Genomic DNA, 25324 nt, shown 5'->3' with positions numbered 1-25324 from the left:
CGAGCATCGTGACCACTGACAAGACACCTGAGGACGAGCCCGAGGTCGGCACGCAGGCAGCGTCCCCCTCCGACCTCGACGTGGGCACCCAGGCCGTGCGCTGGGACATGGCGTTCACGGAACCGACTGCCGTCACCACCCAGAACAGTCAGCCGACGTTCATGGTCCCCACCAGTCGCAGCTCCCGGAGCCGGCGACGCATGGGCGGAGGCCTGGTCGACGTACCGCGGGTCCACGACATCGAGCCCGCCGACGCAGTCATGGCCGACCCCGTCATCTCCGAGGGCAAGCGGCTGTGTTGGAAATGCGGCAAACCTGTCGCTCGCCGGTCCGGAGAGGGGCGGGGTCCCCTCAGCGGGAACTGCGAGAACTGCGGTGCTCGTTACTCTTTCGTCCCCGGGTTGGTCAAAGGGACGATGGTTGCCGACCAGTACGAGATCTCCGGGGCCATCGCCTACGGCGGCCTGGGCTGGATCTATCTCGCCATCGACCGAAACGTGTCAGACCGACCCGTCGTCCTCAAGGGCCTACTGAACTCGAAAGATGCTCAGGCACAGGCCGTCGCGCTGGCCGAACGCCAGTTCCTCGCGTCGGTGTCGCATCCTGGCATCGTCAAGATCTACAACTTCGTCGAGCACCGCGACCCGAAGGGCAACTCCTTCGGCTACATCGTGATGGAGTACGTCGGCGGTAGCACCCTCAAGGACATCGTCTCGTCACAAGACGACGACTCGGGAGCCCCGCGTAAACAACTCCCACCCGAGCAGGCGATCGCCTACCTGCTCGAGGTGATGCCCGCGGTCTCCTATCTGCATTCGGTCGGCCTGGTCTACAACGACATCAAACCCGAGAACATCATGATCGGCAGCGAGGACGTCAAGCTGATCGACCTCGGTGCCGTCTCTCCCATCAACGGGTACGGGCACCTCTATGGAACACCCGGCTTCCAAGCCCCCGAAATCGTGCAGACGGGACCGCAGGTCGCCAGTGACATCTACAGTCTCGGGCGCACTCTCGCCGTCCTCACCGCGGACATGCCGATGGAGAAGGGACGCTACCTCGACGGTCTCCCCGACCCTGCCGACGTGCCGCTGTTCGCGGAAAATCCGTCCTTCTACCGGTTGTTGCAGCGGGCCACGCATCCCGACCCTGCCAAACGGTTCACCTCTGCAGACGAGATGGCCGGCCAACTCCTCAACGTGCTGCGAGAAACCGTGGCTGCGAAGTCCGGGATCCCACGGCCCGGCTTGTCCACCGTGTTCAGTCCGCAGCGAACAACCTTCGGCACCGAGATGATGCTCGCACCGGTGGACGGGATCCTCGAACCGATTCGCGCCCGGATCACCCTCGACACCACCGACGTCGTCGCCGCGCTGCCGGTGCCACTCGTGGATCAGTCCGATCCCGCTGCCGGACTACTGAACTCGACAGCACTGTCCGAACCGACCCAGACCCTCGACTCGATCCGCAGTGCTCGCGAAGGTGGGCTGTCGTCGGTGATCGGCACCGACCCGTCCGACGATCACCCGTCCCGTGAGATCGACCTGATCGAGGCGCGCGCGTATCTCGAACTGGGCGAGGCACAGACCGCACTCAACCTCCTGAACGAGGCCACCGAGCATCACGGCAAATCATGGCGCACCGAGTGGTTCCTCGGCCTCGGCGCACTGTTGATCGACGACGTCGCCGGGGCGCACGCCCGCTTCAACGATGTGCTCGCCGCCATGCCCGGTGAGGTCGCGCCCAAGCTCGCCGTCGCAGCGACGGCAGAGTTGATGGGCAATCATGACGTTGCGCTGCAACATTATCGATCGCTCTGGCAGACCGACCGGGCGATCGTCACCGCAGCTTTCGGCTTGGCCCGCATGCGGTACGCGGGCGGTGACGTCGAGGGCGCCGTGAAGGCTCTCGACGATGTCCCGCCGACGAGCCGCCACTTCAACGCCGCCAGTTGCACCTCGATCCTCACCTTGGTCCATGGCCGCGACCCCGCCGAGGTCCACGAGGACCAGCTCCGCGAAGCCGCACACCGCTTGGAGTCGATGCCCGACAGCGAACCCCGCAAGCAACGACTCGTGATCCTCGTGCTGGGCATCGCGCTCGGCTGGATCCATCGCCGCCCCGACCAGTCCCCCACCGACGCCTCCGCGCGCGGCGACATCCTCGGCTACAAGTTCAACGACCACGGATTGCGCGTCGGGTGCGAGCGATCCCTGCGACAGTTGGCACGCGGCACCATGAACCGAACCCAACGTTTCCTACTCGTCGACCTGGCCAACTTCGTTCGGCCCCATACGCTCTTCTAGCCCGGTGATGTGCCCTTTTGGCGATCAAAAGCCCAGGTGGGTACCGCCAAAAGGACACATCATCGGGGTCAGGGGCGGGCTTTGAGCGCCTGCACCGACTGTCTGGCGATGGCCAGTTCCTCGTTGGTCGGGACGACCAACACGGTCACCGCCGAGTCGTCCGTCGAAATGATCCTGGCCTCATGGCTTCTCGCGGCGTTGCGCTCGGCGTCGAGCTGGATCCCGAAGTTCTCGAGACCGGCCATTGCGTCGGCGCGCACCTTCGTTGCATTCTCGCCGACGCCGGCCGTGAAGACGATGGCGTCGGTCCGACCGAGAGACACCATGTAGGCGCCGATGTATTTGCGCAGGCGATGGATGTACACGTTGTACGCCAGCGTCGCGTCGGCGTCACCGGCCTCCACCCGTTCGGTCAGCGCGCGAAAGTCGTTCTCCCCGCACAGACCCTTCAATCCCGACTGTCGGTTCAGCACGGCGTCGATCTCGTCGACGTCCATCCCCGCCGCGCGGCGGAGGTACATCACGACGCCGGGATCGATGTCGCCGCTGCGGGTTCCCATGACCAGACCCTCGAGCGGGGTCAGACCCATGGAGGTCTCGATCGGCCTACCGCCCTCGATGGCCGACGCCGACGCGCCGTTACCCAGGTGGAGCACAATCTGGTTCAGGCTCTCCGGGTCGGCGCCCAGGAACTCGGCGGTCTGCTGCGACACGTACTCGTGGGAGGTTCCGTGGAATCCGTAGCGCCGGATGTGGTGGGCATCTGCGAGCGCTTTGTCGATCGCGTAGGCGGCGGCGTGGTCGGGAAGATCATGGAAGAACGCGGTGTCGAAGACGGCCACGGATGGTACATCCGGGAGCAGCTCCCGGATCGCCTCGATGCCGAGGACGTTGACCGGGTTGTGCAGCGGTGCCAGGTCTTCGAGTTCGTTGATGGCCTCGATCACGTCGTCGTCGATGACGGTCGGTTTGTAGAACTTCGGCCCGCCATGGACAACCCGGTGGCCGACGGCGGTGATGCCTTCGGACGTCAGATCCCGATCCTGCACCCTCGACAGCTCCAGGGCTTTCGCCAGCCCGGCCCGGTGATCGGCGATCTCACCGACGAACTCTTTCGTGTCGTCGCCGCGGATGAGTACGACCTTGGCACTGCTTTCCCCGATTCGCTCGACCAGGCCGTGTGCGACAACCTCACCCGATGCCGGGCGCACCAACTGGTATTTCAGCGACGACGAGCCGGCGTTCAAGACGAAGACGGTGTCGGTCGAATCAGCTTCACTCATCTGGTTGCCCCTGGGCTTGGATCGCGGTGATCGCGACGGTGTTGACGATGTCGGACACGAGTGCGCCGCGGGACAGGTCGTTGATCGGTTTACGCAGACCTTGCAGGACAGGCCCGACAGCCACGGCGTCAGCGCTGCGTTGCACGGCTTTATAGGTGTTGTTTCCGGTGTTGAGGTCCGGGAAGATCAGTACGGTCGCCTGACCGGCCACGGGTGAGTTGGGCATCTTCGTGCTCGCCACCGACGGGTCGACCGCGGCGTCGTACTGGATGGGCCCTTCCATCAACAGTTCCGGGGCCCGCTCGCGCACGAGTTTGGCCGCCTCACGCACCTTCTCGACGTCGGCGCCGCTGCCGGATTCCCCGGTCGAGTACGAGAGCAACGCGACCCGTGGCTCGATACCGAAGCGGGCCGAGGTCGCAGCCGACGAGATGGCAATGTCGGCGAGTTGCTCGGCTGTCGGATCGGGAACCACAGCGCAATCCCCATAGGCCAGAACATGATCGGCGAGACACATGAAGAAGACACTCGACACCGTCGAGACTCCCGGCACGGTCTTGATGATCTCGAACGCCGGACGGATGGTGTGTGCGGTGGTGTGCACCGCCCCCGAAACCATGCCGTCGGCATAGCCGAGTTGCACCATCAGCGTGCCGAAATACGAGACGTCCTGCACGATCGTTCGGGCCCGCTGCTTGTCCATGCCCTTGTGCTTGCGCAACTCGGTGTAGGTGTCGATGAACTCGTCGAGGAGCTCCGAGGTGGCCGGGTCGATGACGGTGGCATCGGACAGGTCGATGCCCAATTCGGCAGCCCGGTCCCGGACGGCGCATTCGTCACCGAGGATGGTGAGATCGGCGACTTGCCGCCGCAGCAACCGCCCCGCTGCTCGCAGGATGCGGTCATCACCGCCCTCCGGCAACACGATTCGCTTCTTGTTCTTGCGGGCCTGCTCGATCAGCTGGTACTCGAACATCTGCGGGGTGACGACCTCGGGAATCGGCAACTGCAGCTTCTCGAGCAGCCCCACCGAATCGACGTGCTCTTCCATCAGGTTGAGTGCGACATCGATCTTGCGGACCGAGTCGATGTTCATCCGGGCCCGGGCATGTGCTGCCGCCCGCGCTGTTTCGTACGTTCCCTGTTCACAGGTGATGATCGGTAGCGAGGACTGCAATCCCTCCATCAACGCAGCGATCTTGGGGTGCGGCTTGAGGCCGCCGTTGAGGATGATGCCGGAGAGCTTGGGGAACCCTTCGGCCGCATTTGCGGCGACGAGCGAGACCAGGACGTCGGACCGATCGGCCGGGGTGATCACGGCCAGCCCTTCGGTGAGGCGCTCCAAGATGTGTTCGACAGTCATCCCGCCGACCATCACGTGCATCGCTTCCCTGCTCAGCAGTTCGGGATCGCCACTGTAGATCGCACCGCCCAACTCGGCCATCAATTCTCCGACGGTGGGGGCGATCAGCACCGGATCCTCCGGCAGCGCCCAGGCGGGCAGGCCGGTCGCCGACTCCAGTGCTTCTTTCACCTGGGCCAGCCGCGCCGGGTCACAACGGTTTGCGATCAACGCGACCGCCTGGGCGTGGTTGGCGGCCAGCTCGGCCAGGCAGAGTTCCGCCAAACCCACGACCTCGGCCTCGCTGCGTTCTGCTGCTTTGAGGGCCAGCAGCATCGGCGTCTGGAGATTGGCGGCGATCCGGGCATTGAAACTGAGCTCGGATGGACTGGCGATGTCGGTGTAATCGGAACCGATCACGAGGACGGCGTCGCACCGCTGCTCGACCGCATGGAAGCGGGTGACGATCTCACTCAACGCGCCATCGGGGTCGGCGTGCACCTGGTCATACGTGACGCCGATGCAGTCCTCGTAGCTCAGATCGGTGGAGTCGTGCTCGATCAGGAGTTCCAGGATGTAATCACGCTGGCCGGAGTTGGTACGCGAGATCGGCCGGAACACCCCCACCCGCCCTCCGGAGGCAGCCAGTAGGTGCAACATCCCCAGCGCCACCGTCGACTTGCCGGTGTCGCCTTCGGGTGAGGCCAGATAGATGCTGCTCGACGAGGAAGAGCCCATGTGGCCCACCATAGTGGGCCACATCGGCTCTTCGTGCCCACCGGCTATGTGAGCTTGTAGACGGTGCTGCTCCCGACCGTGGTCGCGGTGTAGTTGGCCGCCACCCATTCGGAGATCTGCTGTGCACTCGACTCCGAGCCGCCCATTCCGCCGCCTCCTTGGCCGCCGGAGATGTAGTACCCGATCTTGCCGTCCTGCACGTAGGCGATGAACTCCTCGAGCGTCGGGGTAGGGTCTCCACTCCAGCCGCCGATGGCCATCACCGATGTGCCGCTGGCGATCTCGAGTTGTGCCGCAGACTGGGACCCACCGGTCGCCGCTGCCCACGTGGCGTCCGAGGCTTCGAGCAGTGCGGTCAGCTCGGTGTTCGCGCTGACATCACCGCCCCCGCCCATGCCGCCATCCGCCCCCGTCGGCTGTTCGGTCCCCGCCTGGCCGGTGGGTGCCTGTCCTCCGGCCGGTGGGGTACCGCGTGTCCCGCCCTGACCACCGGGGCCGCCCATGCCGCCGCCACCCATGCCAGAGTCACCGACCGAGCTGACCGCGGTCGGAATCGAACCACTGTGCGCCGTCGCGGCGGTCGCGATCGCGAACGTACCCACTCCGCCGAATCCGGCGAGTGAGCCGATCAGCACCGCGGTCGCGAACGTCTTGCGCCACCGGCCGCCGACGACGATCGCCACCGCCGACACCGCAGCGACCGAGATCATCACCCATCGGATCCAGACCGGGCCGAAGTCGGCACGGTCGAGCAGCACGAGGGACCAGGCGGACGCAGCGACGATCATCGCCGCCAGCATCAGCCGGCCGATCGCCGTGCCGCGGCGCTCCCACGCCAGGACACCTCCGACACCGACGAGCGCCGCAATCGCGGGAGCAAGCGCGACGGTGTAGTACGGGTGGATGGTGCCGCTCATGTAGCTGAATACCAGGGCGGTCACCACGAGCCAGCCTGACCACAGCACCAGCGCGGCTTTGGTGTTGTGCGTCAACGTATTCGGCCCGCGACGTACTGCGAGGTACACCCCGAAGGCGATCACCAGCAGGGCCACGGGCAGCAGCCAGGAGATCTCGTAACCCATCTCCGATGAGAACAATCGGCTCAGGCCGGTGGCACCACCGAAGCTCGATCCTGCGCCACCCTGGCCACCGCCACCCCCGGAGGCGCCGAAGATCCGGCCCAGCCCGTTGTAGCCGAGCACAAGGTCCATCACGGTGTTGTCCGTCGAGCCGCCGATGTACGGGCGCGCGCTCGCCGGCCACAGTGCTACGGCGAGTACCCACCAGCCGGCCGCCGCGACGAGCGCGAGGGCGGCACCCAGCAGATGCAGCACCCGTCGCACCCAGCCGGTGTTCGCCAGCAGAAGGTAGACGAGACCGAAGGCAGGCAGGACCAGCAAGCCCTGCAGCATCTTGGTCAGGAAGGCGAACCCGAGGGCGACACCGGCCATTGCGAGCCAGCGCCCGGAACCTGCGGCCGTCGCCCGCATCACGCAATAGGCACCCGCCACCATCAACAGCACCAACAGCGCGTCGGGGTTGTTGAACCGGAACATCAGAGCCGCAGCAGGTGTGAATGCGAGCACTCCGCCGGCGATCAGCCCAGCGGCTGTGGCCAGTCGCTGATCAGTGATGGCCCGCCTCACCGTCAGATACAACAGTCCCACCGATCCGACACCCATGAGCGCCTGAGGCACAAGAACGGCCCACGAGCTCATCCCGAACAATCGAACCGACAGACCGGTCACCCACAGACTGGCGGGCGGTTTGTCGACGGTGATGAAGTTCTGGGCGTCGAGAGATCCGAAGAACCACGCCTTCCAGCTCTCGCCACCGGCCTGCGCGGCTGCGGCGTAGAAGGTGTTCGCGTACCCGCTCGCGGACAGATCCCAGATGTAGAGGATCGCGGTGGCCACGAGCAGGATCGCCACCGCCGGCCGCGACCAGGCCACCCTCTCTCGTGGTTTCGGATCAGGCGCGCGGTGTCGCCCTTCGTCGGGTTCGGCCGCGGGCCGGCTCAGCAGAGTTGTCATGCGACCACAGTGCGATCGCCGGTTGCGCTACGGCTGCGCGAACCCTGGGAGGTTCCTGGGAGCGCCCGCGCGCGTCCGATCTTGGTGGGTTCTGGTTGGCGCGACCTGGGCAAATGCTCGCCCGAACCCACCAAGATCGGACTAGCGGATCACCGAGCGCACCACCATGTCGGCGATGTCCTCGTCAGACATCGCGCTGCGCGGAATCAGCATGTACGAGTACACGACTCGGACCATCAGCTCGGTGGCCCGACGCGAATCGGGCACCAGCGCGGCCTCGAGTTCGGGCTCTCCCTCGAAGTTGCCGACGCTGTTGGCCACGATCAGGTCGACAATGGTGACATCGGTCCCCCGGTCAGGCCCGCGGGCGACCAGGGTCGTGATGATCTCTTCCGGTTCGTTCTGCAGAATGTACTGCAGCGCCTCATGTTTGCGGATATACGCCATCACGTTGATGACGAGGATCCGGACCTTGTCAGCCGGTTCGGACTGGGAGGCCGTCCATTCCTTGATCAGATCGCCGAGAGTCTTCACCTCACGCTCGACGATCGCCTGGACGAGTTCGTCGCGACCTCCGAACATCCGGTACGCAGTCGCTCGGCCGACACCGGCATGCCGGGCGACCGACGTCAGACTCAGCGCCCGCGCACCGAATCTCTCCACCACTGCGATGGCGACGTCGACCATCCGCTCACGATCCATACATGAAGGTTAGGAGGTCGGGCTCGCTTCGGGTACCTGGGCATCGACAGCGGGCGTCTGTTGCCGGGGCCTGCGCCTGCTGATCGCGACGCCGGTCAACGCCATGGCGCCGCCAACCAGCCCGAGCGCGGTCGGAACCTCACCGAGGAACACCCACGACAGCCCGATGGCGATCGCGGGAACCGCGAGAGTTGTCGCGGCCATCTTGCCTGCGTCGGTACGCGACAACGCGTACGCCCAGGTCAGGAACGCGATCGCGGTCGGTCCGACACCCAGGAACACCACGCCGGCGATCGCCCCGGCGGATGCGTCGGCCAGTTCGCCCACCGCCTGCGGCGCGAACGGAGTGGTTGCGAGCAGGCCCGCGAAACAGCCCACCCACGTAGCGGTCACCGCGTCCACCGTGCGAAGAGCAACCTTCTGCATGAGTACACCGGCCGCATAGAGAACGGCGGTGATCAGGCCGAGGATGATGCCGAGTCGGTCGTTGTGGCTGCCGCCGGAGCCTCCGAGAGCGATCAGCAGCACCCCGGCGAACGCGATGACGATCCCGACGACCAGTGGTCGCGGAAACCCTTCGCCCATGAACAGACCGGCGAAGATCGCCACGAGTATCGGGGCGAAGTTGACGAGCAGGGCGGCGGTGCCGGCGTCCAGGTGCTGTTCGGCCCAGTTCAGCAATACCGTGTACGCCGCAAACCACAGCAGTCCGTAGCCGATGACCAGCGCCAGGGCGCGACCGCGCGGGATGGGCCTGCGGTATCGCACCGCGATCACCGCCAGGACCGCCGCCCCGACCGAGAGGCGGGAGAAGGCCATCGCCCCGGGCGACAACGATTCCCCGACAAAACGGATGACGACAAACGACGACGCCCACAGCAGCACGGTGATCACTGCAGCGACAACGGCCAGGTTGCCCGAGAGCTTGGCTTTCATATGTCCACTGTCGCCGACGCGCATACGTAAGCACAAGCGATTACTTCTTGATGACACTTCAGTCCGGCTGTACGGTTAGCAGATGCTCGATGTGCACCGCTTACGTATCTTTCGGGCCGTCGTCGCGGCCGGCTCCATCAACGGCGCCGCGGCCGCGCTCGGATACACGCCATCGGCGATCAGCCAGCACCTCACCGCCCTGCAACGGGAAACCGGCCTCACCCTTGTCGAGAAACATGGTCGCGGCATAGAGACGACCGCCGCGGGCCGGACACTCGCCGAGGAAGCCGCCCAGGTCCTCGAACGGCTGGCAGAACTCGAATCACTCGTCTCAGATCTGCGCTCGGGGCGAGTCGGCAGTTTGTCCGTGAGTTACTTCGCATCGGCCGGCGCAGCCTGGATACCTCCGGTGATCGCCGCGATCACGCACGAGTTCCCAAGGCTCCGTGTCGATTTGCGGCTCATCGAACTCGCCCACGATTCTTCGGGTGACCCCGACGTGGAAATCTACGTCGAAGGTGCCGCGTCGACATCGCTGCGCGGATACGACGTCGAGGAACTGCTGAGCGAGCCCTACGTGGTGGTCTTGCCCGAGGACCATCCGCTCGCCGGCCGCGAACACGTGGAACTCGCCGCTCTGCGCGACGAGCGGTGGGTCGACAACGATGTGTCGCGGGGCCCATGCCGGCAATCGATTCTCGATGCCTGTTCGGTGGTGGGCTTCAGTCCCGGATTCCACATCGAGACGCACGATTATCCGACCGCGATCAGCTTCGTCGCTGCAGGCGTCGGCATCACCGTGCTGCCCCGACTCGGTATCGGGATCTTGCCGACAGGCTTGGTGGCGAGGCCATTGATCAATCCGACCCCGATGCGGACGATCGCCGTCCGAACCCGGGAGGCGGTACGCGACAACCCTGCGGTGCGGCGAATCATCGACCTGCTCCGAGAGCGGGTCGACGTGCGTCAAGCAGCCTGAGGAGGCGTCTGGTCGGCGCGGCGGACGATGATCGCGGCCATGCCGTAGATCATCCACGTCGACAGAAGGATGCCCTGAAGGACGACGAGAAGGGGAAAGAACTGCACTGAAGACTCCTGGAGTGAGAAAGATAGATGCCGCCGGAGTCGGCACTGACTCACTTCTTGACTGACGTGCACTCGTTGATCGCGTTCCCCAACATAGGCGCGGTGCGCACCTGAGTCGAGCCAGGAACGGCCTCCTGTGACGAAGCCGACCATAGGCGCACTAATGTTGAGGAGTCCACGAGGTCCAGACCGCGCCCCGTCTCATCACTACACGTCAGAGGTGCCCATGGCTGAAAACAGAGTGAGTGGCGCGGTGGACAGAGCCACCGACAGCACGGCGTTCGAACGCGCTGCGCGCGCCGGGCACATCGTCAGCGGATTGCTCCACCTGCTCATCGCATACATCATCTTCCGGATCGCCTTCGGGGACGGCGGCAGCGCCGATCAATCAGGCGCGCTGGGCACGCTGACCGGCAAACCCGGTGGCGCGCTGGTGTTGTGGATCGCAGCGGTCGCGTTCGTGGCCATGGCGCTGTGGCGAGTCGCGGAGACCATCGTCGGTCCCCACGCGACCGAACCGGGCAGCGGGGACTCTGGTGCGTCCGGGCTGTTCGACCGAGCCAAGGCGGCCAGCTTGGCCGTCGTCTACTTCGCCTTCGCGTTCTCGGCGGTGCAATTCGCGCGGGGCAGCGGCGAGTCGAGCGGGAAGCAGAACTCGGGCCTGTCCGCACGCCTGATGGAGAACACCGCGGGAAAGACCCTGCTGGTGGTCGTCGGACTGATCATCATCGCCGTCGGCGGCTATCACGTCTACAAAGGCGTCACGAAGAACTTCCTGGACGACCTGAAGACCTCCGACGGGACGATCATCACCCCGCTCGGCGTCGTCGGCTACGCCGCAAAGGGGTTGGTCCTGATCGGCGCAGGAATCCTGGTGATCGTCGCGTCCATCAACTCGGACCCGTCCAAGGCCACCGGTATCGACGGGGCTGTCAAGACCCTGGGCGAAGCGCCGTTCGGCAAGTTCCTGCTGATCCTCGCCGGGATCGGTATCGCCGCCTACGGTCTCTACAGCTTCGCGATGGCCCGTTACTCCCGCATGTAAGACCCGAAAGTGGTGGGTTCTGGCGAGCCCGACCTGGGGAAACGCTCGCCAGAACCCACCAAAACCGGACTAGCCGAGCTTGCGCAGGCGGGGTTCGAGGTCTTTCTGGAAGTTGGTCAGGAACCGTTGCTGGTCGTGGCCCGGTGCGTGGAAGACCAGGTGGTTGAGGCCGGCGTCGGTGTACGCCTTGACCTTCTCGACGGCCTCGTCGGGATCAGAGGCGACGATCCAGCGCTTGGCGACCTGCTCGATCGGTAGCTCGTCGGCGAGGCGTTCCATCTCCGTCGACGAGTTGACCGAATGCTTCTGCTCGGGCGTCAGCGACAGCGGCGCCCAGAACCGGCAGTTCTCCAACGCCAGCTCGGGGTCGGGATCGTAGGAGATCTTGATCTCGATCATCCGGTCGATGTCGTCGAAGTTCCGCTCGGCCTTATCCGCGCCCTCTTTCACCGACGGGATCAGCTTCTCGGTGTAGAGCTCCATCCCCTTGCCCGAGGTACAGATGAAACCGTCACCCGACCGGCCCGCGTAGCGGGCGACGACCGGGCCACCGGCGGCGATGTACACCGGCACCGGCTGCTCGGGGATGTCGTACATGTAGGCGCCCTGGGTCTTGTAGTACTCACCGTCGAAGTTCACTTCGTCGCCGGTCCACAGCTCGCGCATCAACCGGACCGCCTCCCGCAACCGCGCGAAGCGTTCTTTGAACTCGGGCCACTCACCCTGGAATCCGGTCGCGTACTCGTTGAGGGCTTCGCCGGTGCCGACACCGAGCATGATCCGGCCCGGGTACATGCAGGCCATCGACGCGAACGCCTGCGCGATCACCGCGGGGTTGTAGCGGAAGGTCGGCGTCATGACCGACGTGCCGATCTGCACCCGGTTGGTGCGCTCACCGACCGCGGCCATCCACGCCAACGAGAACGGGGCATGCCCACCCTCATGCCGCCACGGCTGGAAATGATCGGACACCGCCACCGAATCCATACCGTGTTCCTCGGCCGCCACCGCGATCTCGACCAGCTCACGCGGGTTGAACTGCTCTGCCGAAGCCTTGTATCCGAGTCGCAATGCCACCAGACCATCTCCCTCATCCGCCGTGTAGTCATTCCAGTTCACCACAATCACCGAAGGGCACTTCGGCGAGCGGTCGATTCAGCCCTCGGCGGAAGCCATTGACTTCAAGTGAACTTGAACTTCTACTGTAGAGATCATGAGTATGGAGTCAGTTGCCTGGAACACGATGTATCGGTCGATGAACGGGCCCGACCTGAGCAAGGAACGTCGCCGCGAGAACCGCGGGGTCACGGTGCGCCGTATCGCCGCGTTCGCGAAGCCACATCGCGGCAAACTCACGGTGTTCATGATCCTGAGCATCGTCGTCGCCATCCTCACCGTGGTCACGCCTGTTCTCGCCGGACAGGTGGTCAACAACATCGTCGGCGACGGCGCCACGTCGACCGTGGTGTGGCTCGCGGTCCTGATCGCGGTCATTGCGGTGGCCGAAGCCGCGACCGGGCTCGTCGTCAGCTGGCTGTCATCGAACATCGGCGAGGGTCTGATCTACGACCTGCGCCGCTCGGTCTTCGATCACGTCCAGAAGATGCCCATCGCGTTCTTCACCCGAACCCGCACCGGCGCGCTGGTGAGCCGACTGAACAACGACGTCATCGGCGCTCAGCGCGCGTTCTCCGACACCCTGTCGGGCGTCGTGTCGAACATCGTGACCCTCACCCTGACCTTGGCCGTGATGATCTCCATCAGCTGGCAGATCACGATGCTGGCGCTGGTCTTGCTGCCACTGTTCGTGCTTCCCGCACGACGGATGGGTAGGCGCATGGCCGCGCTGTCCCGCGAGGCCGCCGAATACAACTCGCTGATGTCGACGCAGATGACCGAGCGGTTCTCGGCTCCCGGCGCGACGCTGGTCAAGCTGTTCGGCCGACCCAGCCAGGAGTCCGCGGAGTTCTCGTGGCGCGCGGACAAGGTCCGGGACATCGGCGTCCGACGGTCTTTGGCGCAGAGCATCTTCGTCACCTCACTCACCCTGGTGTCCGCACTCGCGCTGGCCCTGATCTACGGACTCGGCGGATACCTGGCACTGCAGGGACATCTCGATGCCGGCGCCGTGGTTTCCCTCGCACTGCTGCTCACCCGCATGTACGCACCACTGACCGCGCTGGCGAACGCACGCGTCGAGATCATGAGCGCCTTGGTCAGCTTCGAGCGCGTCTTCGAGGTCCTCGACCTGGCACCGTTGATCACCGACAGGCCCGACGCCATCGCCGCGCCCACCGGCCAGCAGTCACTGAGCTTCGAGAATGTCCACTTCGGCTATCCCTCGGCCGACAAGGTCTCGCTGGCATCACTGGAAGAAGTTGCGACCCTGGACAAACGAGGTGGAGAAGAAGTCATCCACGACGTGTCCTTCACTGTGCCGGAAGGCAAGATGGTGGCGCTGGTGGGCAGCTCGGGCGCAGGCAAGTCGACGATCGCACAGCTGGCCACCCGACTCTACGACGTCGATTCCGGCGCTGTTCGACTCGGCGGCAATGACATTCGTGACCTGGAGAGCGGATCGTTGCATCGCGCGATCGGCTTGGTCACCCAAGACGGTCACCTGTTCCACGACACGGTACGAGCGAACCTGCTGCTCGCCAATCCTGACGCCACCGAACAGGACATCTGGGACTCACTGCGTCGATCGCGTCTGGACGGGCTGGTTGCCGGCCTGGCAGACGGTCTGGACACCGTCGTCGGCGAGCGGGGCTACCGGTTGTCAGGCGGCGAGCGTCAGCGTCTGACCATCGCGCGACTCCTGCTGGCCCATCCCGCGGTCGTGATCCTGGACGAGGCGACCGCACACTTGGACTCGACCTCGGAGGCCGCGGTGCAGGAAGCTCTGGCCGAGGCATTGGAAGGGCGGACATCGGTGGTGATCGCGCACCGGTTGTCGACCATCAGGGCCGCCGACGAGATCCTGGTGCTGGAGGCCGGGCGGGTCGTCGAACGCGGAACCCACCTCGAATTGCTGGCCCGCAGTGGTCGCTACGCGGAGCTGTACCGGACGCAGTTCGCGGACGGCTCGGTACCCGGTGAGTCTGCTCAGCCGTCGGTGCCCTCGGACCGCGCCTGACGCACCAGGCTCGCGGCCTTCTCCAGGCTCAGACCCCGGTCTGCGCGACGTAACTTGCGGATGGCGTTGACCTCGTTGTCGATGCCATCGGTGACCTCTCGGACCTCGGACATCGTCCAGGGCAAAGGCTTGGGCTTGGGCCGGAGTTCGGTCGCCACCAATGCGATGTTGACGGCGATGATCACCATCCCGAGCGCGAACCAGCCCCATCTGCCGTCATTTGCCCAGCTCACCGACAACAATGCGACACAAATCATCAGCACCAGCGAGCCGATCACGGTCAGGCTGGAACCGAGCCTCTTCAGAACGTGCATGCCTCAAGTGAACACGGCCACCCCTCAGGGCCGCACTCCGGCCTGCGCGAATCCCTTCAGGGCGTACTTGTTGTATCGGACCTTCGCCGGCAGCCGCCGGTAGAGCGGATCGATCGCGCGGACGCCGGCACAGAACCGCCGGTAGTTGCGCTCCTTGCGCTCGCTCCAGGGCAGGTCGAGCTGCTCCCGCGAGCGTTCCGGCATACCGCCGGTGGTGATGAAGGCCGCGAACGGATTCACCAGGCGGGAGAGCACCTTCCACACCAGCGGGTGCATGCCGGGTGGCAGCGGATAACCCTTCGTGACGTATCCGACTCCGTATCTGGCAGTTTTGTGCGGGATGAGAACTTCGTCGACGGTGCGATCCCAGTACTCGACGAAGTCCGCGTAGGTGGCGGGCATCGGACGATCACTGACGCCGTAGCGGCGATACCAGGTGATCGATTCCGCGTAGATCTGTTCTTTCTCCGCGTCGGTCAGCCTCTTGATCATCCGATCGGTACCGGTGAGCAACGCGTCGACGAACGTCGCGTGCGCCCAGTAGTAGGTCTCCGGGTTCAGCGCGTGATACCGATCCCCATCAGGCATGGTGCCTTTGATGTCGGTGTGGAAATCACGAACCATCGCACCCACCGGATCGCCTTCGGAAGAGTAGACCGTGCCGTAGATCCCCGGCAGAGACCGCTTGATCCGGGCAAACGGATCGTCGAAGAACACCGAGTGCTCCATGACGGCCTGCCCCAGTGCGGGCAGCATGTTCTCGAGAACGGCAGGACGCGGCCCGAGCAGACCCAGGCGGCTGTCGCCGAAGTACTTCCAGGTCAGCGACCCTGGCCCGAGTGGAGCTCCGACGAGCTCCGGACGAGCCGCATCGTCCACCAGGTCTGCAGACGGCGTGTCTATTGCGTCGGTCATGGTGAAACCGTAGCAGCAATGGAACAGTATCTCCATAGTGTTCCATTGCTGCCGCAGCGCGGCCCTCCCCGAAGTCGGAGGATCTGGCAGACCCTCCGACTCTCGCGAGTTCCTCCGACTCCAACCGGAGGACATAGCCGAAACCGGAGGACCTGAGAGATCCTCCGGTTTCAGGAGCAGCGCGCTCCGCCTCCAACGGTCGTCAGACCGCCACGGCCCGGTCAGATGCCAGTGGGTCGACGATGTCCGAGAAATGTGAGGCGTCACCGGTCACGACTCGGCTCTGCGCACCGTCGACACCGACGGGGACGTCACCGGCCAGAGTGATCCGGTTCAGTCGGCGGTACTGGTCGTCGTAGTCGGCAACCGCGTAGTGCTGAGTGGCACGGTTGTCCCAGATCGCCAGGTCGCCGGCCTCCCAGTTCCAGCGAACCGTGTTCTCCAGCCTGATGATCCGGGCCTGCAGGACATTGAAGAGCTCCGCCGATTCGACGCTACCGAGGTCGACGAAGCGCTTGACGAAGTTGCCGAGGAGCAACGCCCGCTCACCGGTTTCGGGATGCACTCGCACGACGGGGTGCTCGGTCTCGTAATACGACGACTGGAACTCCCGCGATATTCCTGCGCATTTCTAGCGTTCACGAGTTCGGCTGCCGTCCCGGCGTAGTCGGTCACGTTGGTGTGCACCGCCCATAGATTGTCGGCCAGCGCTTTCAGGGATGCCGGAAGATTCTCATACGCGGTGACCGTGTTCGCCCAGGTCGTGGACCCACCGTAGGTAGGCAGGGTCACCGCACGCAGGATCGACGCCTTGGGAATCCGATCGACGAAGGTGACGTCGGTGTGCCAACTGTTCGCCCGGCCGTAGTCGGAATCGATCGGCAAGATGGTGTCGCCACGGGAGGTGACCGTCGGGTGGGCGATGGTCGGGATGCCGAGGGACCGCGCGAACGCGAGCTGACCGTCGTCGTCGAGGTGATCCTGCCCGCGGAAGAAGATCACCTTGTGGGCGAGCAAGGCGTCGTTGATCGATGTCAGCGTCGCGGAGTCGAGATCACCCGAGAGCGTGACCCCGTCCACCCGTGCGCCGATGTTGCCCCCGATTTTCACGACGTCGATCTGTGCAGACATGGCCTACCTCCCGAAGAACTGGACTGCGAATATGTTCTCCGCGAACGTAGTTGCCGCGCCTCTTCTTGAGAACGTTATGACGCAGCGTGAGCCGAAGGGCGCCAGCGCCCCACACACCCAGCTACTCCGAGTGGGTTTGCGGGAAGGTGATCAGCGGAAGGCGTCGTGGCCCGTCAGCGCCTTGCCGATCATCAGCTGATGCATCTCCGAGGTGCCCTCGTACGTCAGCACCGACTCCAGGTTGTTGGCGTGTCGGATGATGGGGTACTCGAGGGTGATGCCGTTGGCGCCCAGTATCGTTCGGCATTCCCGGGCTATCTTGATCGCTTCCCGGACGTTGTTCAGTTTGCCGAGGCTGACCTGCTCCGGCCGCAGTGAGCCCGCGTCTTTGAGCCGGCCGAGGTGCAGGGCGAGCAACATCCCCTTGCCCCATTCGAGCGCCATGTCCGCCAATTTCGCCTGGGTGAGCTGGTAGCCGGACAGGGCCTTGTCGAAGACGTCCCGCTCCCCGGCGTAGTCGATCGCCGTCTCCAGGCAATCGCGCGCGGCCCCCACCGAGCCGAAAACGATGCCGAAACGGGCCTCGTTCAGACAACTCAGCGGTCCGCGCAACCCCTCGACACCGGGCAGCATCGCCGATCCGGGCAGCCGCACCTCCTCGAGGACGAGTTCCGAGGTCACCGAGGCACGCAGGGAGAGTTTGTGTTTGATTTCCGGCGCGCTGAACCCAGGGGTGTCGGTGGGCACCACGAACCCGCGAACACCCTTGGAGCCTTCGCCGAGATCGGTGCGCGCCCACACGACCGCGACATCTGCGACCGAGCCGTTGGTAATCCACATCTTGGTGCCGCTGAGCACCCAGTCGTCTCCATCGCGCTTCGCGTTCGTCCGCATCCCCGCCGGGTTGGACCCGAAGTCGGGCTCGGTCAGCCCGAAGCACCCGATCGCCTTCCCGGCAGCCATGTCGGGGAGCCATTGCTGTTTCTGCTCCTCCGAGCCGAACTCGTGGATCGCGAACATGGCCAGCGAACCCTGCACCGAGACGAAGCTCCGCAATCCGCTGTCCACGGCCTCGAGTTCGGTACAGACCAGACCATAGGTGGTGGCCGACATCCCGGCGCAGCCGTAACCGTCGAGGTGCATCCCCAGCACCCCGAGCTCACCGAGTCCGGCGGCGAGTTCCCGGACCGGAAGCGAGCCATCCTCGAACCACTCGGCCACGTGCGGCCGCAGTTTCGAGGAGGCGAACGCCGCAACGGTGTCCCGGATCTCGCGCTCGTCGTCGGTGATGAGTGGATCGGTGGCGAACAACTCGGCCAAGGTCTGCTTGTCGGACATCGAGATCAACCCACTCCTTCTAGTTCACTGTTTCCGCGCCTGGCCCGCGCCGCAGCGGCGGCCTCCTTGGCAAATGCGGCCGTGCGCGCAATGGCCCGCAGTGCGTCGGGCAGCCTGCCCGCGAGCACCGGGAACGCGTGGACCTGCCACGAATAGCTGTGCAATTCGGCCTGTACCCCGTCGGCCGCCAGTTTCTCGATCAATTCCAGCGCGTCGGGTTCGAGCATCTCGTCTTCGGCCGTGACGAGGATCGTCGGTGGGAACGCCTCCGACGGGACGTCGGCAATGCGGCGGGCGCCGCGCAGCGCGATCGGGCCCTGATCGAAACGCGGCCGGAGTTTCCCCAGTTTGGCGATCGGCAGATACGCGTCGGACCTGCTGGTCCGGTCCGGGTTGGCCGCGAGATCGAGATCCAGCAGCGGCGAGTAACCGATGAATGCCGCGGGAGCAGGCATTCCGTCCCGGTGCGCGAACTCGATGACCTTGCCCGACAGGAAGCCACCGGCCGAGTCCCCGGCCACCACCACGTGAGAGAAGCCTCGCTCGGTGATGAGCTCCCGGTAGGCCTGATAGGCGTCCGTGGCAGAGGTGCCGACCCCTGCCTCGGGCAGCTGCCGGTAGGCGACGGAGTACACGGGCAGTCCGGTGTCGCGGCACAACCGAGACGCGACCGCCCGGTGCGTGGCAAGACCGCACACGACCATCGCGCCGCCGTGCAGGTACAGGATCGCGGTGGCCTCGTCGCGGTTGCTCGGGCCTGCGGGCAGTGACAGTTCCACCGGCCGACCAGCCAGTTCCATCTGCTCCCTGACTATCCCCTTGGCCTTGGGTCCCAGGGCGAAGATCTCGTCGATCAGGAACAGCGGCCGCAGCCCCAGTGCGCCGATCGGCCACAGCGTCAGGGCCGGTTTGATCAGCAGTCGCGACGCCAGCCAGACCGGGTACGAGCGAAGGCTCGGGTGGCGGTGTCTGGTCACAACCATCTGTTACTCCCTTCCACGGTTACTTCCATCCTGCTGCGCGCCGCCTGCATGGACAAGGCCCGCCGGTTCTGCATTTGTGAACGGGAGGCCAACCGTCGGTGAAGTTACGGCGCTCACCTGCGCTGTTGGGCCAGCTTGATAGCGGGAAAATGCTCGACCCGTCCTCTCGTGGGCATCGCGGTGCGCGCCCAGCTGAGACAATGACCGGACCAAGTACGACGAAGGAAGGACCTCGGTGACCGCTCCGACCCTCGCGCAGTTCAACAGATCTGCGCAGGCGCCGACCGCACGCACCCTGATGGACATCCTGACGGAGACCTCGTCAGCCCATCCCGATGCGCCCGCCATCGACGACGGCGACGTTGTCCTCACCTATTCCGAGGTGATGGAACTCGTCGACGAGGGCGCCCTGTGGTTGGGGAGCAGGGGCATCGGTCGAGGTGACCGGGTCGGTATCAGGATGCCGTCGGGCTCCCGTGAGCTCTATCTCGCGATTCTGTCGACCCTCGCCGCCGGAGCCGCCTACGTCCCGGTCGACGCCGACGATCCGCCGGAGCGCGCCACCCTGGTTTTCGGTGAGGCGAAGGTGGCAGCGATCCTCGGCGCCGATGGACTGACGTGGCCCTCCGACCTGGGGCTCGCGCGCACTGACACCGATGGTGACGCGGTGCGCCCCGACGTCGACAACGACGCCTGGATCATCTTCACCTCCGGTTCGACGGGCACCCCGAAGGGCGTCGCGGTCACCCATCGCAACGCCGCCGCGTTCGTCGATGCGGAGGCGGAGATGTTCCTGCAGGGCGAGCCGCTGGGCCCGGGTGACCGGGTGCTGGCCGGCCTGTCCGTCGCCTTCGACGCGTCCTGCGAAGAAATGTGGCTGGCCTGGCGTCACGGCGCCTGCCTCGTCCCCGCCCCGAGGTCGCTGGTGCGGTCCGGGATGGACCTCGGGCCGTGGCTCGTCCAGCGAGACATCACCGTGGTCTCGACGGTCCCGACCCTCGCCTCGCTCTGGCCGCCGGAGGCCCTCGAAGCCGTCCGGCTGCTGATCTTCGGCGGTGAGGCGTGCCCGCCCGAGCTCGGCGAACGTCTCGCCGTGGACGGCCGAGAGGTCTGGAACACCTACGGTCCGACCGAGGCGACCGTCGTCGCCTGCGCCGCACTGCTCGATGGCAGCAAGCCCGTGCGCATCGGGCTGCCGCTGGCCGGCTGGGATCTGGCCGTCGTCGACGCCGAAGGCGTGCAGGTCGCGCCCGGGGAGGTCGGCGAACTCGTCATCGGCGGCGTCGGACTGGCCCGCTACCTCGACCCGGCCAAAGACGCCGAGAAGTACTCGCCCATGGCCACCCTGGGCTGGGATCGCGCCTACCGCAGCGGCGACCTGGTCCGGTTCGAGGTCGAGGGCCTGGTGTTCATGGGCCGCGCCGACGATCAGGTGAAGGTCGGTGGACGCCGCATCGAACTCGGCGAGGTCGACAACGCCCTGCAGCATCTGCCCGGCGTCGGCGGCGCGGCAGCCGCGGTCCGAAAGTCGGCCGCAGGCAACTCCGTGCTCGTGGGATACCTGGTCTCCACCGATCCCGACTTCGACCTCGCCGCGGCCCGCGACCACCTGTCCGACCAGCTGCCCGCAGCCCTGATCCCCCGGCTCGTCCTGGTCGACGAACTACCCACGCGCACCTCCGGAAAGGTCGACCGCAACGCCCTGCCCTGGCCGCTGCCCTCCGCAGGCGGGGACGACGACACCAGCCATCTCGGCGCCACCGAGGCCTGGGTCGCCCAGCACTGGACGTCGGTGCTCGGGGTGACGCTCACCGACACCAAGGCCGACTTCTTCTCCGAGGGTGGCGGCTCGTTGGCCGCAGCCCAACTGGTGACGATCCTGCGCCAGCGCTTCCCGACCGTGACCGTCGCCGACCTCTACGCCCATCCCCGCCTCGGTTCGCTGGCGCAGATGCTCGACGACATCAACCCGGGAGCCGTCACCGAGCCACGGATAGTCGAACCGACCCCACGCCGGGCCGGGATCGCGCAGGTGGCGCTGTCGGTCCCGCTGACCACACTCACTGGTCTGCAGTGGGTGACCTGGCTGGCCATCGCCAACAACCTGCTGTTGCACTTCTACGACGCCGCCTGGATCACCCCGATCAGCTGGTGGATCGTCGTCGTCGCCTTCATCGTGTTCATCACCCCGTTGGGGCGGATGGTCACGGCGGCGGCCGGGATCCGGATGTTGCTGGCCGGGGTCGAACCCGGTGACTATCCGCGCGGCGGCTCGGTGCATCTGCGGCTGTGGATCGCCGAACGCCTGACCGAGGCGAGCGGCGCCGCGAATCTGTCCGGAGCCCCCTGGATGATCTACTTCGCCCGCTCGTTGGGTGCGCAGATCGGTCACGGCGTCGACATGCACACCCTGCCACCGGTGACCGGCATGATCACGCTCGGCGACGGCTGTTCGGTGGAGCCCGAGGTCGATCTGGCCGGCTGGTGGATCGACGGCGACGTCGTCCACATCGGTGACATCGAGATCGGGGCCGGGGCGAGTGTCGGTTCGCGGTCGACGCTGATGCCCGGTACGCGCATCGGCACGAACGCCGAGATCGCCCCCGGCAGTGCGGTGATGGGCAAGATCAAGGGCGGTCAGCTCTGGGCCGGGTCACCCGCGGTGAAGACCGGTAAGGCGCAGCGGCCCTGGCCCGATCACCGGCCGGAGAAGCGCAGCTACTGGGTGCCGATCTTCGGCGTCTCGTCCATCCTGCTCGCAGGGGTCCCTCTGCTCTCCCTCGGTGCCGGCCTCGCGGTGATCGGCAGTTGGGCCGCGGGAGCCGACCGATTGCGGTCGGTCGCGTTGCGCTCACTCGCGCTGCTGCCGGTCGCAACCCTGGTGAGTCTGCTCGTCTTCGCGGTCATCACCGCGGTGCTGGTGCGGCTGTTGTCGATCGGGATGCAGAAGGGCTACCACCCGGTGCGGTCTCGGGTCGGCTGGCAGGTCTGGGTCACCGAACGCTTGATGGACGCCGCGCGGACCTTCCTGTTCCCCCTGTACGCGTCGCTGCTCACGCCTTGGTGGTTCCGGCTCCTCGGCGCCGACATCGGCAAGGGCACCGAGATCTCCACCGCGCTGGTCATCCCGAAGTTCACCACCGTCGGCGACGGCGCATTCCTGGCCGACGACACCATGGTCGCGTCGTACGAACTCGGCGGTGGCTGGATGCACATCGACGAGGCCAAGGTCGGCAAGCGCGCCTTCCTCGGCAACTCGGGGATGACCGGCCCGGGTCGCAAGGTCCCGAAGAACTCCCTGGTGGCCGTGCTGTCAGCCACCCCCAGCAAGGCGAAGTCGGGGTCGAGTTGGCTCGGTAGTCCACCGGTGCGCCTGCGCCGCGCCGCCGCGCAGTCCGACACGTCGCGGACCTTCGATCCGCCGCTGAAGCTGAAGGCGGCCCGCGCGTTCGTGGAGACATTGCGACTGATCCCGGTGATGATCACCTACGGGCTGGGACTGTTCGTGTTGATCGGCCTGCAGTACATCGCCCAGTCCTCGAACTTCTTCGTCGCCGCTGCGGTCAGCGGACTGGTCCTACTGGTGGCCGGGGCCGCGGCCTGCTGTATCGCCGCCGCCGCCAAATGGGCCGTGGTCGGGAAGATCGAAGCCACCGAACATCCGCTGTGGAGCTCGTTCGTCTGGCGCAACGAGCTGTCGGACGCGTTCGTCGAGACGGTCGCGGCACCGTGGTTCGCCAACGCCGCGACCGGCACCCCCATCCTGAACCTGTGGCTGCGGATGCTCGGGGCCCACATCGGCAAGGGCGTCTGGTGTGAAACCTACTGGCTCCCTGAGGCCGACCTCGTCACCCTCGGCGACGGTGCGACCGTGCAACGCGGCTGCGTGGTACAGACCCACCTGTTCCACGACCGCGTGATGGCGATCGACGAGGTGGTCCTGGGACCTGGCGCCACCCTCGGGCCGCACTGTGTGGCGCTGCCGGCCGCAGGGCTCGGTGCCGGCGCCACCGTCGGCCCGGCGTCTCTGGTCATGCGCGGTGACGTCGTGCCGGATTCGACCCGCTGGCAAGGTAATCCGATTGCGCCGTGGAACTGACGTGGTGGCGCTAGACCCGGTTTCGCCGTCGGTTCGTGAGATATCCGTCGGCACCGGTCCGGCCGGTCTCGGCGAGCCCCACGGCCACGAGACCGGCGATCAGCGCGAGCGGCAACTCGAAGCCACCGTCAGCGTTCCAGAACCCGTTGTCGATGTGGGCGTAGAAGATCGCACCGATCATGTCGGCGATCAGCAACAGCGACACCAGGGGCATCAGCACCCCGAGGATCAGCAGGATCCCGCCGCCGAACTCCACCAGCGCGGAGTACCAGGCCGCGGCCTTCGGAAGCGGGATGTCGAGCATCTTGAAGTAGGCCTCGGTGGCGCCGATTCCGTTGGTGTGCAACTTCTGCCAGCCGTGGAAGATGAAGATGACGCCGAGGATGACCCTGGCCACCAGAGAAGCGAAATTGCGAGAAGTACCCATGACTGTCGTCCTTCAGCTCGATGTACACGCGTGGAGGAAACCCGGCCGCCGGCACCACGGGTCTTCGAGCGCCGTCGCCGCACACTCCATGTAACGTCATGAAGAACCAAAAATCAGCTGGAACTGGAGGATTTGTGCCGGGTAAACCAGGCAGGCGGTCAGGTGGGACCGGACAGCCGCTCCTCGGCGACCCTTCCGACGGCATCGATCCCTACCTGCCCGGAAACGGGAATCTCGGGTATCACGTATCCCGTTATGACCTCGACCTCGAATACAAGGTGTCCACGAACCGTCTCGCGGGCACCGCGGTGATCACCGCGACCACGGTCAGCACCCTGGGCCGGCTCTCCCTCGACCTGTCGAACTCGCTGAAGGTGGATCGTGTCACCGTCAACGGCGAGAAGGTGCGCCGATTCTCCCATCGCAACCGCAAGCTGACGATCACGATGGCCACAGACCTGCCCGCGGGCGGCGTCATGACGATCCTGGTGAAGTACGCGGGTAACCCGCGGCCGATCCGCGGTCGGTGGGGCGACGTCGGCTGGGAGGAGCTCACGGAGGGTTCGCTGGTGGCGAGTCAGCCCAACGGGGCCGCGTCCTGGTATCCGTGCGACGACCATCCGACGTCCAAGGCCGCCTACGGCATCTCGATCACCACCGACACCCCGTTCATGGCCGTCGCCAACGGGGTGCTGATCCGCAAGCGGATCAAGGCCGCCCAGACGACGTGGGTGTACGAGCAGGTCGAGCCGATGGCGTCGTACCTGGCCACCATCCAGGTCGGCCAGTACACCCGAAAGACGCTGACCACCAGGCCCGTTCCCATCCACGCGGTCTTCCCGCCCGCCCTGCGACGCAACGTCGAACACGACTTCGCCAAGCAGCGGCAGATGATGGATGCGTTCGTGGACATGTTCGGCCCCTACCCATTTCCCGAGTATTCCGTGGTGATCACCGACGACGAGTTGGAGATCCCCATCGAGGCCCAGGGCATGTCGATCTTCGGCGCCAATCACTGCGACGGCTCCGGATCGTACGAACGCCTGGTCGCGCACGAGTTGGCGCACCAGTGGTTCGGCAATTCTCTGACGCTGAACCGGTGGAAACACATCTGGCTCCACGAGGGTTTCGCCTGTTACAGCGAATGGTTGTGGTCGGAGTACTCGGGCGGGTTGACCGCCGAGGCGCACGCACGCAAGTACTACGACCGCCTCGCCGCCTCGCCGGTCGACTTGATCATCGGCGACCCCGGGCCGGACAGGATGTTCGACGACCGGGTGTACAAACGCGGCGCGCTGACCCTGCACGCCCTGCGTAAGCAGGTAGGCGATGACAAGTTCTTCGATCTGCTGCGGGAGTGGACACGTCAATACCGGTACAGCTCGGTCACCACCGAGGACTTCACCGGGCTCGCCGCGCGGTTCAGCCCGCACCCGCTGAACGATCTCTGGGACAAGTGGCTGGGGCAGCGGTCGCTGCCGATGTACCCAGGGCTCTAGTGGGACGGGGT

The 25324-nt window shown here is 65.7% G+C and carries 17 protein-coding genes and 1 pseudogene; 6 read left to right on the top strand and 12 right to left on the bottom strand.

Annotation, left to right across the window (positions count from 1 at the left end; translation table 11 throughout):
• The first annotated feature begins 8 nt into the window (after positions 1-8).
• Positions 9-2306, top strand: coding sequence for a serine/threonine-protein kinase (locus BFL43_RS22735; RefSeq protein WP_084895028.1), 2298 nt, complete (start codon positions 9-11; stop codon positions 2304-2306).
• A 68-nt stretch (positions 2307-2374) separates the two neighbouring features.
• Here the strand turns inward: BFL43_RS22735 and BFL43_RS22730 are convergent, their stop codons facing one another.
• From BFL43_RS22730 to BFL43_RS22710, 5 genes are all read right to left on the bottom strand, one after another.
• Positions 2375-3589 (bottom strand): acetate kinase, encoded by a 1215-nt coding sequence (locus tag BFL43_RS22730; protein WP_084895026.1) that lies wholly within the window; start codon positions 3587-3589, stop codon positions 2375-2377.
• On the bottom strand, positions 3582-5669 hold the full coding sequence (pta, locus tag BFL43_RS22725) for a phosphate acetyltransferase (protein WP_084895024.1): 2088 nt from the start codon (positions 5667-5669) through the stop codon (positions 3582-3584). The genes BFL43_RS22730 and pta overlap by 8 nt, the downstream gene beginning before the upstream one ends.
• A 44-nt stretch (positions 5670-5713) precedes the next feature.
• A complete protein-coding gene (locus BFL43_RS22720; protein WP_084895022.1) occupies positions 5714-7702 on the bottom strand; it encodes a glycosyltransferase family 39 protein in 1989 nt (662 codons plus the stop codon).
• 141 nt (positions 7703-7843) lie between these two features.
• The gene (locus BFL43_RS22715) at positions 7844-8404 is read right to left on the bottom strand and encodes a TetR/AcrR family transcriptional regulator (RefSeq protein ID WP_084895020.1); all 561 of its coding nucleotides are present in this window, start codon (positions 8402-8404) and stop codon (positions 7844-7846) included.
• A gap of 9 nt (positions 8405-8413) precedes the next feature.
• Positions 8414-9340, bottom strand: coding sequence for a DMT family transporter (locus BFL43_RS22710; protein WP_206186733.1), 927 nt, complete (start codon positions 9338-9340; stop codon positions 8414-8416).
• Between the two features lie 82 nt (positions 9341-9422).
• Between BFL43_RS22710 and BFL43_RS22705 the strand changes: the two genes are divergently transcribed.
• Together BFL43_RS22705 and BFL43_RS22700 are read left to right on the top strand one after the other, a co-directional pair.
• Positions 9423-10319 (top strand): LysR family transcriptional regulator, encoded by an 897-nt coding sequence (locus tag BFL43_RS22705; RefSeq protein WP_084895016.1) that lies wholly within the window; start codon positions 9423-9425, stop codon positions 10317-10319.
• A 333-nt stretch (positions 10320-10652) separates the two neighbouring features.
• Positions 10653-11471: a DUF1206 domain-containing protein gene (locus BFL43_RS22700; protein ID WP_084895014.1), complete on the top strand. Its 819-nt coding sequence runs from the start codon at positions 10653-10655 to the stop codon at positions 11469-11471.
• Between the two features lie 69 nt (positions 11472-11540).
• Here the strand turns inward: BFL43_RS22700 and fgd are convergent, their stop codons facing one another.
• Complete coding sequence (fgd, locus tag BFL43_RS22695) at positions 11541-12551, bottom strand: glucose-6-phosphate dehydrogenase (coenzyme-F420) (RefSeq protein ID WP_084895246.1); 1011 nt, start codon at positions 12549-12551, stop codon at positions 11541-11543.
• A gap of 133 nt (positions 12552-12684) precedes the next feature.
• Here fgd and BFL43_RS22690 point away from each other — a divergent pair, with 133 nt between their 5' ends.
• A complete protein-coding gene (locus BFL43_RS22690) occupies positions 12685-14607 on the top strand; it encodes an ABC transporter ATP-binding protein (RefSeq protein WP_084895012.1) in 1923 nt (640 codons plus the stop codon).
• Here the strand turns inward: BFL43_RS22690 and BFL43_RS28700 are convergent.
• From BFL43_RS28700 to BFL43_RS22665, 5 genes and pseudogenes are all read right to left on the bottom strand, one after another.
• Positions 14577-14921 carry a hypothetical protein gene (locus BFL43_RS28700; RefSeq protein ID WP_143695476.1) on the bottom strand — a complete coding sequence of 115 codons (345 nt, stop codon included), beginning with the start codon at positions 14919-14921 and terminating at the stop codon, positions 14577-14579. The genes BFL43_RS22690 and BFL43_RS28700 overlap by 31 nt on opposite strands.
• Positions 14922-14945: 24 nt before the next feature.
• Positions 14946-15836, bottom strand: coding sequence for an oxygenase MpaB family protein (locus BFL43_RS22680; RefSeq protein ID WP_084895244.1), 891 nt, complete (start codon positions 15834-15836; stop codon positions 14946-14948).
• 202 nt (positions 15837-16038) lie between these two features.
• A pseudogene (locus BFL43_RS22675) lies at positions 16039-16967 on the bottom strand (TauD/TfdA family dioxygenase).
• Positions 16968-17117: 150 nt separating this feature from the next.
• Positions 17118-18305 (bottom strand): acyl-CoA dehydrogenase family protein, encoded by a 1188-nt coding sequence (locus tag BFL43_RS22670; protein WP_084895010.1) that lies wholly within the window; start codon positions 18303-18305, stop codon positions 17118-17120.
• A 5-nt stretch (positions 18306-18310) separates the two neighbouring features.
• Positions 18311-19288, bottom strand: coding sequence for an alpha/beta hydrolase (locus tag BFL43_RS22665; protein ID WP_084895008.1), 978 nt, complete (start codon positions 19286-19288; stop codon positions 18311-18313).
• A gap of 298 nt (positions 19289-19586) precedes the next feature.
• On the opposite strand from BFL43_RS22665, the gene BFL43_RS22660 reads away from it, so the two are divergent.
• Positions 19587-23387: a Pls/PosA family non-ribosomal peptide synthetase gene (locus BFL43_RS22660; protein WP_143695487.1), complete on the top strand. Its 3801-nt coding sequence runs from the start codon at positions 19587-19589 to the stop codon at positions 23385-23387.
• A gap of 10 nt (positions 23388-23397) precedes the next feature.
• On the opposite strand, the gene BFL43_RS22655 is transcribed toward BFL43_RS22660, so the two are convergent.
• Positions 23398-23814, bottom strand: a complete 417-nt coding sequence (locus tag BFL43_RS22655) for a DoxX family protein (RefSeq protein WP_084895004.1) — start codon at positions 23812-23814, stop codon at positions 23398-23400.
• A gap of 134 nt (positions 23815-23948) precedes the next feature.
• On the opposite strand from BFL43_RS22655, the gene BFL43_RS22650 reads away from it, so the two are divergent.
• Positions 23949-25313 carry a M1 family metallopeptidase gene (locus BFL43_RS22650; RefSeq protein WP_168176703.1) on the top strand — a complete coding sequence of 455 codons (1365 nt, stop codon included), beginning with the start codon at positions 23949-23951 and terminating at the stop codon, positions 25311-25313.
• Positions 25314-25324 lie beyond the last annotated feature (11 nt).

It is taken from the genome of Williamsia sp. 1135 (genome assembly GCF_002095395.1).
Classification (GTDB): domain Bacteria; phylum Actinomycetota; class Actinomycetes; order Mycobacteriales; family Mycobacteriaceae; genus Williamsia.
This window is presented reverse-complemented; position numbering and strand designations above follow the sequence as displayed.

Excerpts from the sequence above, each read along its gene's own strand:
- BFL43_RS22730 (WP_084895026.1), bottom strand. The coding sequence starts at position 3,589 with ATGAGTGAAGCTGATTCGACCGACACCGTCTTCGTCTTGAACGCCGGC.
- pta (WP_084895024.1), bottom strand. The coding sequence starts at position 5,669 with ATGGGCTCTTCCTCGTCGAGCAGCATCTATCTGGCCTCACCCGAAGGC.
- BFL43_RS22720 (WP_084895022.1), bottom strand. The coding sequence starts at position 7,702 with ATGACAACTCTGCTGAGCCGGCCCGCGGCCGAACCCGACGAAGGGCGA.
- BFL43_RS22715 (WP_084895020.1), bottom strand. The coding sequence starts at position 8,404 with ATGGATCGTGAGCGGATGGTCGACGTCGCCATCGCAGTGGTGGAGAGA.
- BFL43_RS22710 (WP_206186733.1), bottom strand. The coding sequence starts at position 9,340 with ATGAAAGCCAAGCTCTCGGGCAACCTGGCCGTTGTCGCTGCAGTGATC.
- BFL43_RS22705 (WP_084895016.1), top strand. The coding sequence starts at position 9,423 with ATGCTCGATGTGCACCGCTTACGTATCTTTCGGGCCGTCGTCGCGGCC.
- BFL43_RS22700 (WP_084895014.1), top strand. The coding sequence starts at position 10,653 with ATGGCTGAAAACAGAGTGAGTGGCGCGGTGGACAGAGCCACCGACAGC.
- BFL43_RS22690 (WP_084895012.1), top strand. The coding sequence starts at position 12,685 with ATGAGTATGGAGTCAGTTGCCTGGAACACGATGTATCGGTCGATGAAC.
- BFL43_RS28700 (WP_143695476.1), bottom strand. The coding sequence starts at position 14,921 with ATGCACGTTCTGAAGAGGCTCGGTTCCAGCCTGACCGTGATCGGCTCG.
- BFL43_RS22680 (WP_084895244.1), bottom strand. The coding sequence starts at position 15,836 with ATGACCGACGCAATAGACACGCCGTCTGCAGACCTGGTGGACGATGCG.
- BFL43_RS22670 (WP_084895010.1), bottom strand. The coding sequence starts at position 18,305 with ATGTCCGACAAGCAGACCTTGGCCGAGTTGTTCGCCACCGATCCACTC.
- BFL43_RS22665 (WP_084895008.1), bottom strand. The coding sequence starts at position 19,288 with ATGGTTGTGACCAGACACCGCCACCCGAGCCTTCGCTCGTACCCGGTC.
- BFL43_RS22660 (WP_143695487.1), top strand. The coding sequence starts at position 19,587 with ATGGACATCCTGACGGAGACCTCGTCAGCCCATCCCGATGCGCCCGCC.
- BFL43_RS22655 (WP_084895004.1), bottom strand. The coding sequence starts at position 23,814 with ATGGGTACTTCTCGCAATTTCGCTTCTCTGGTGGCCAGGGTCATCCTC.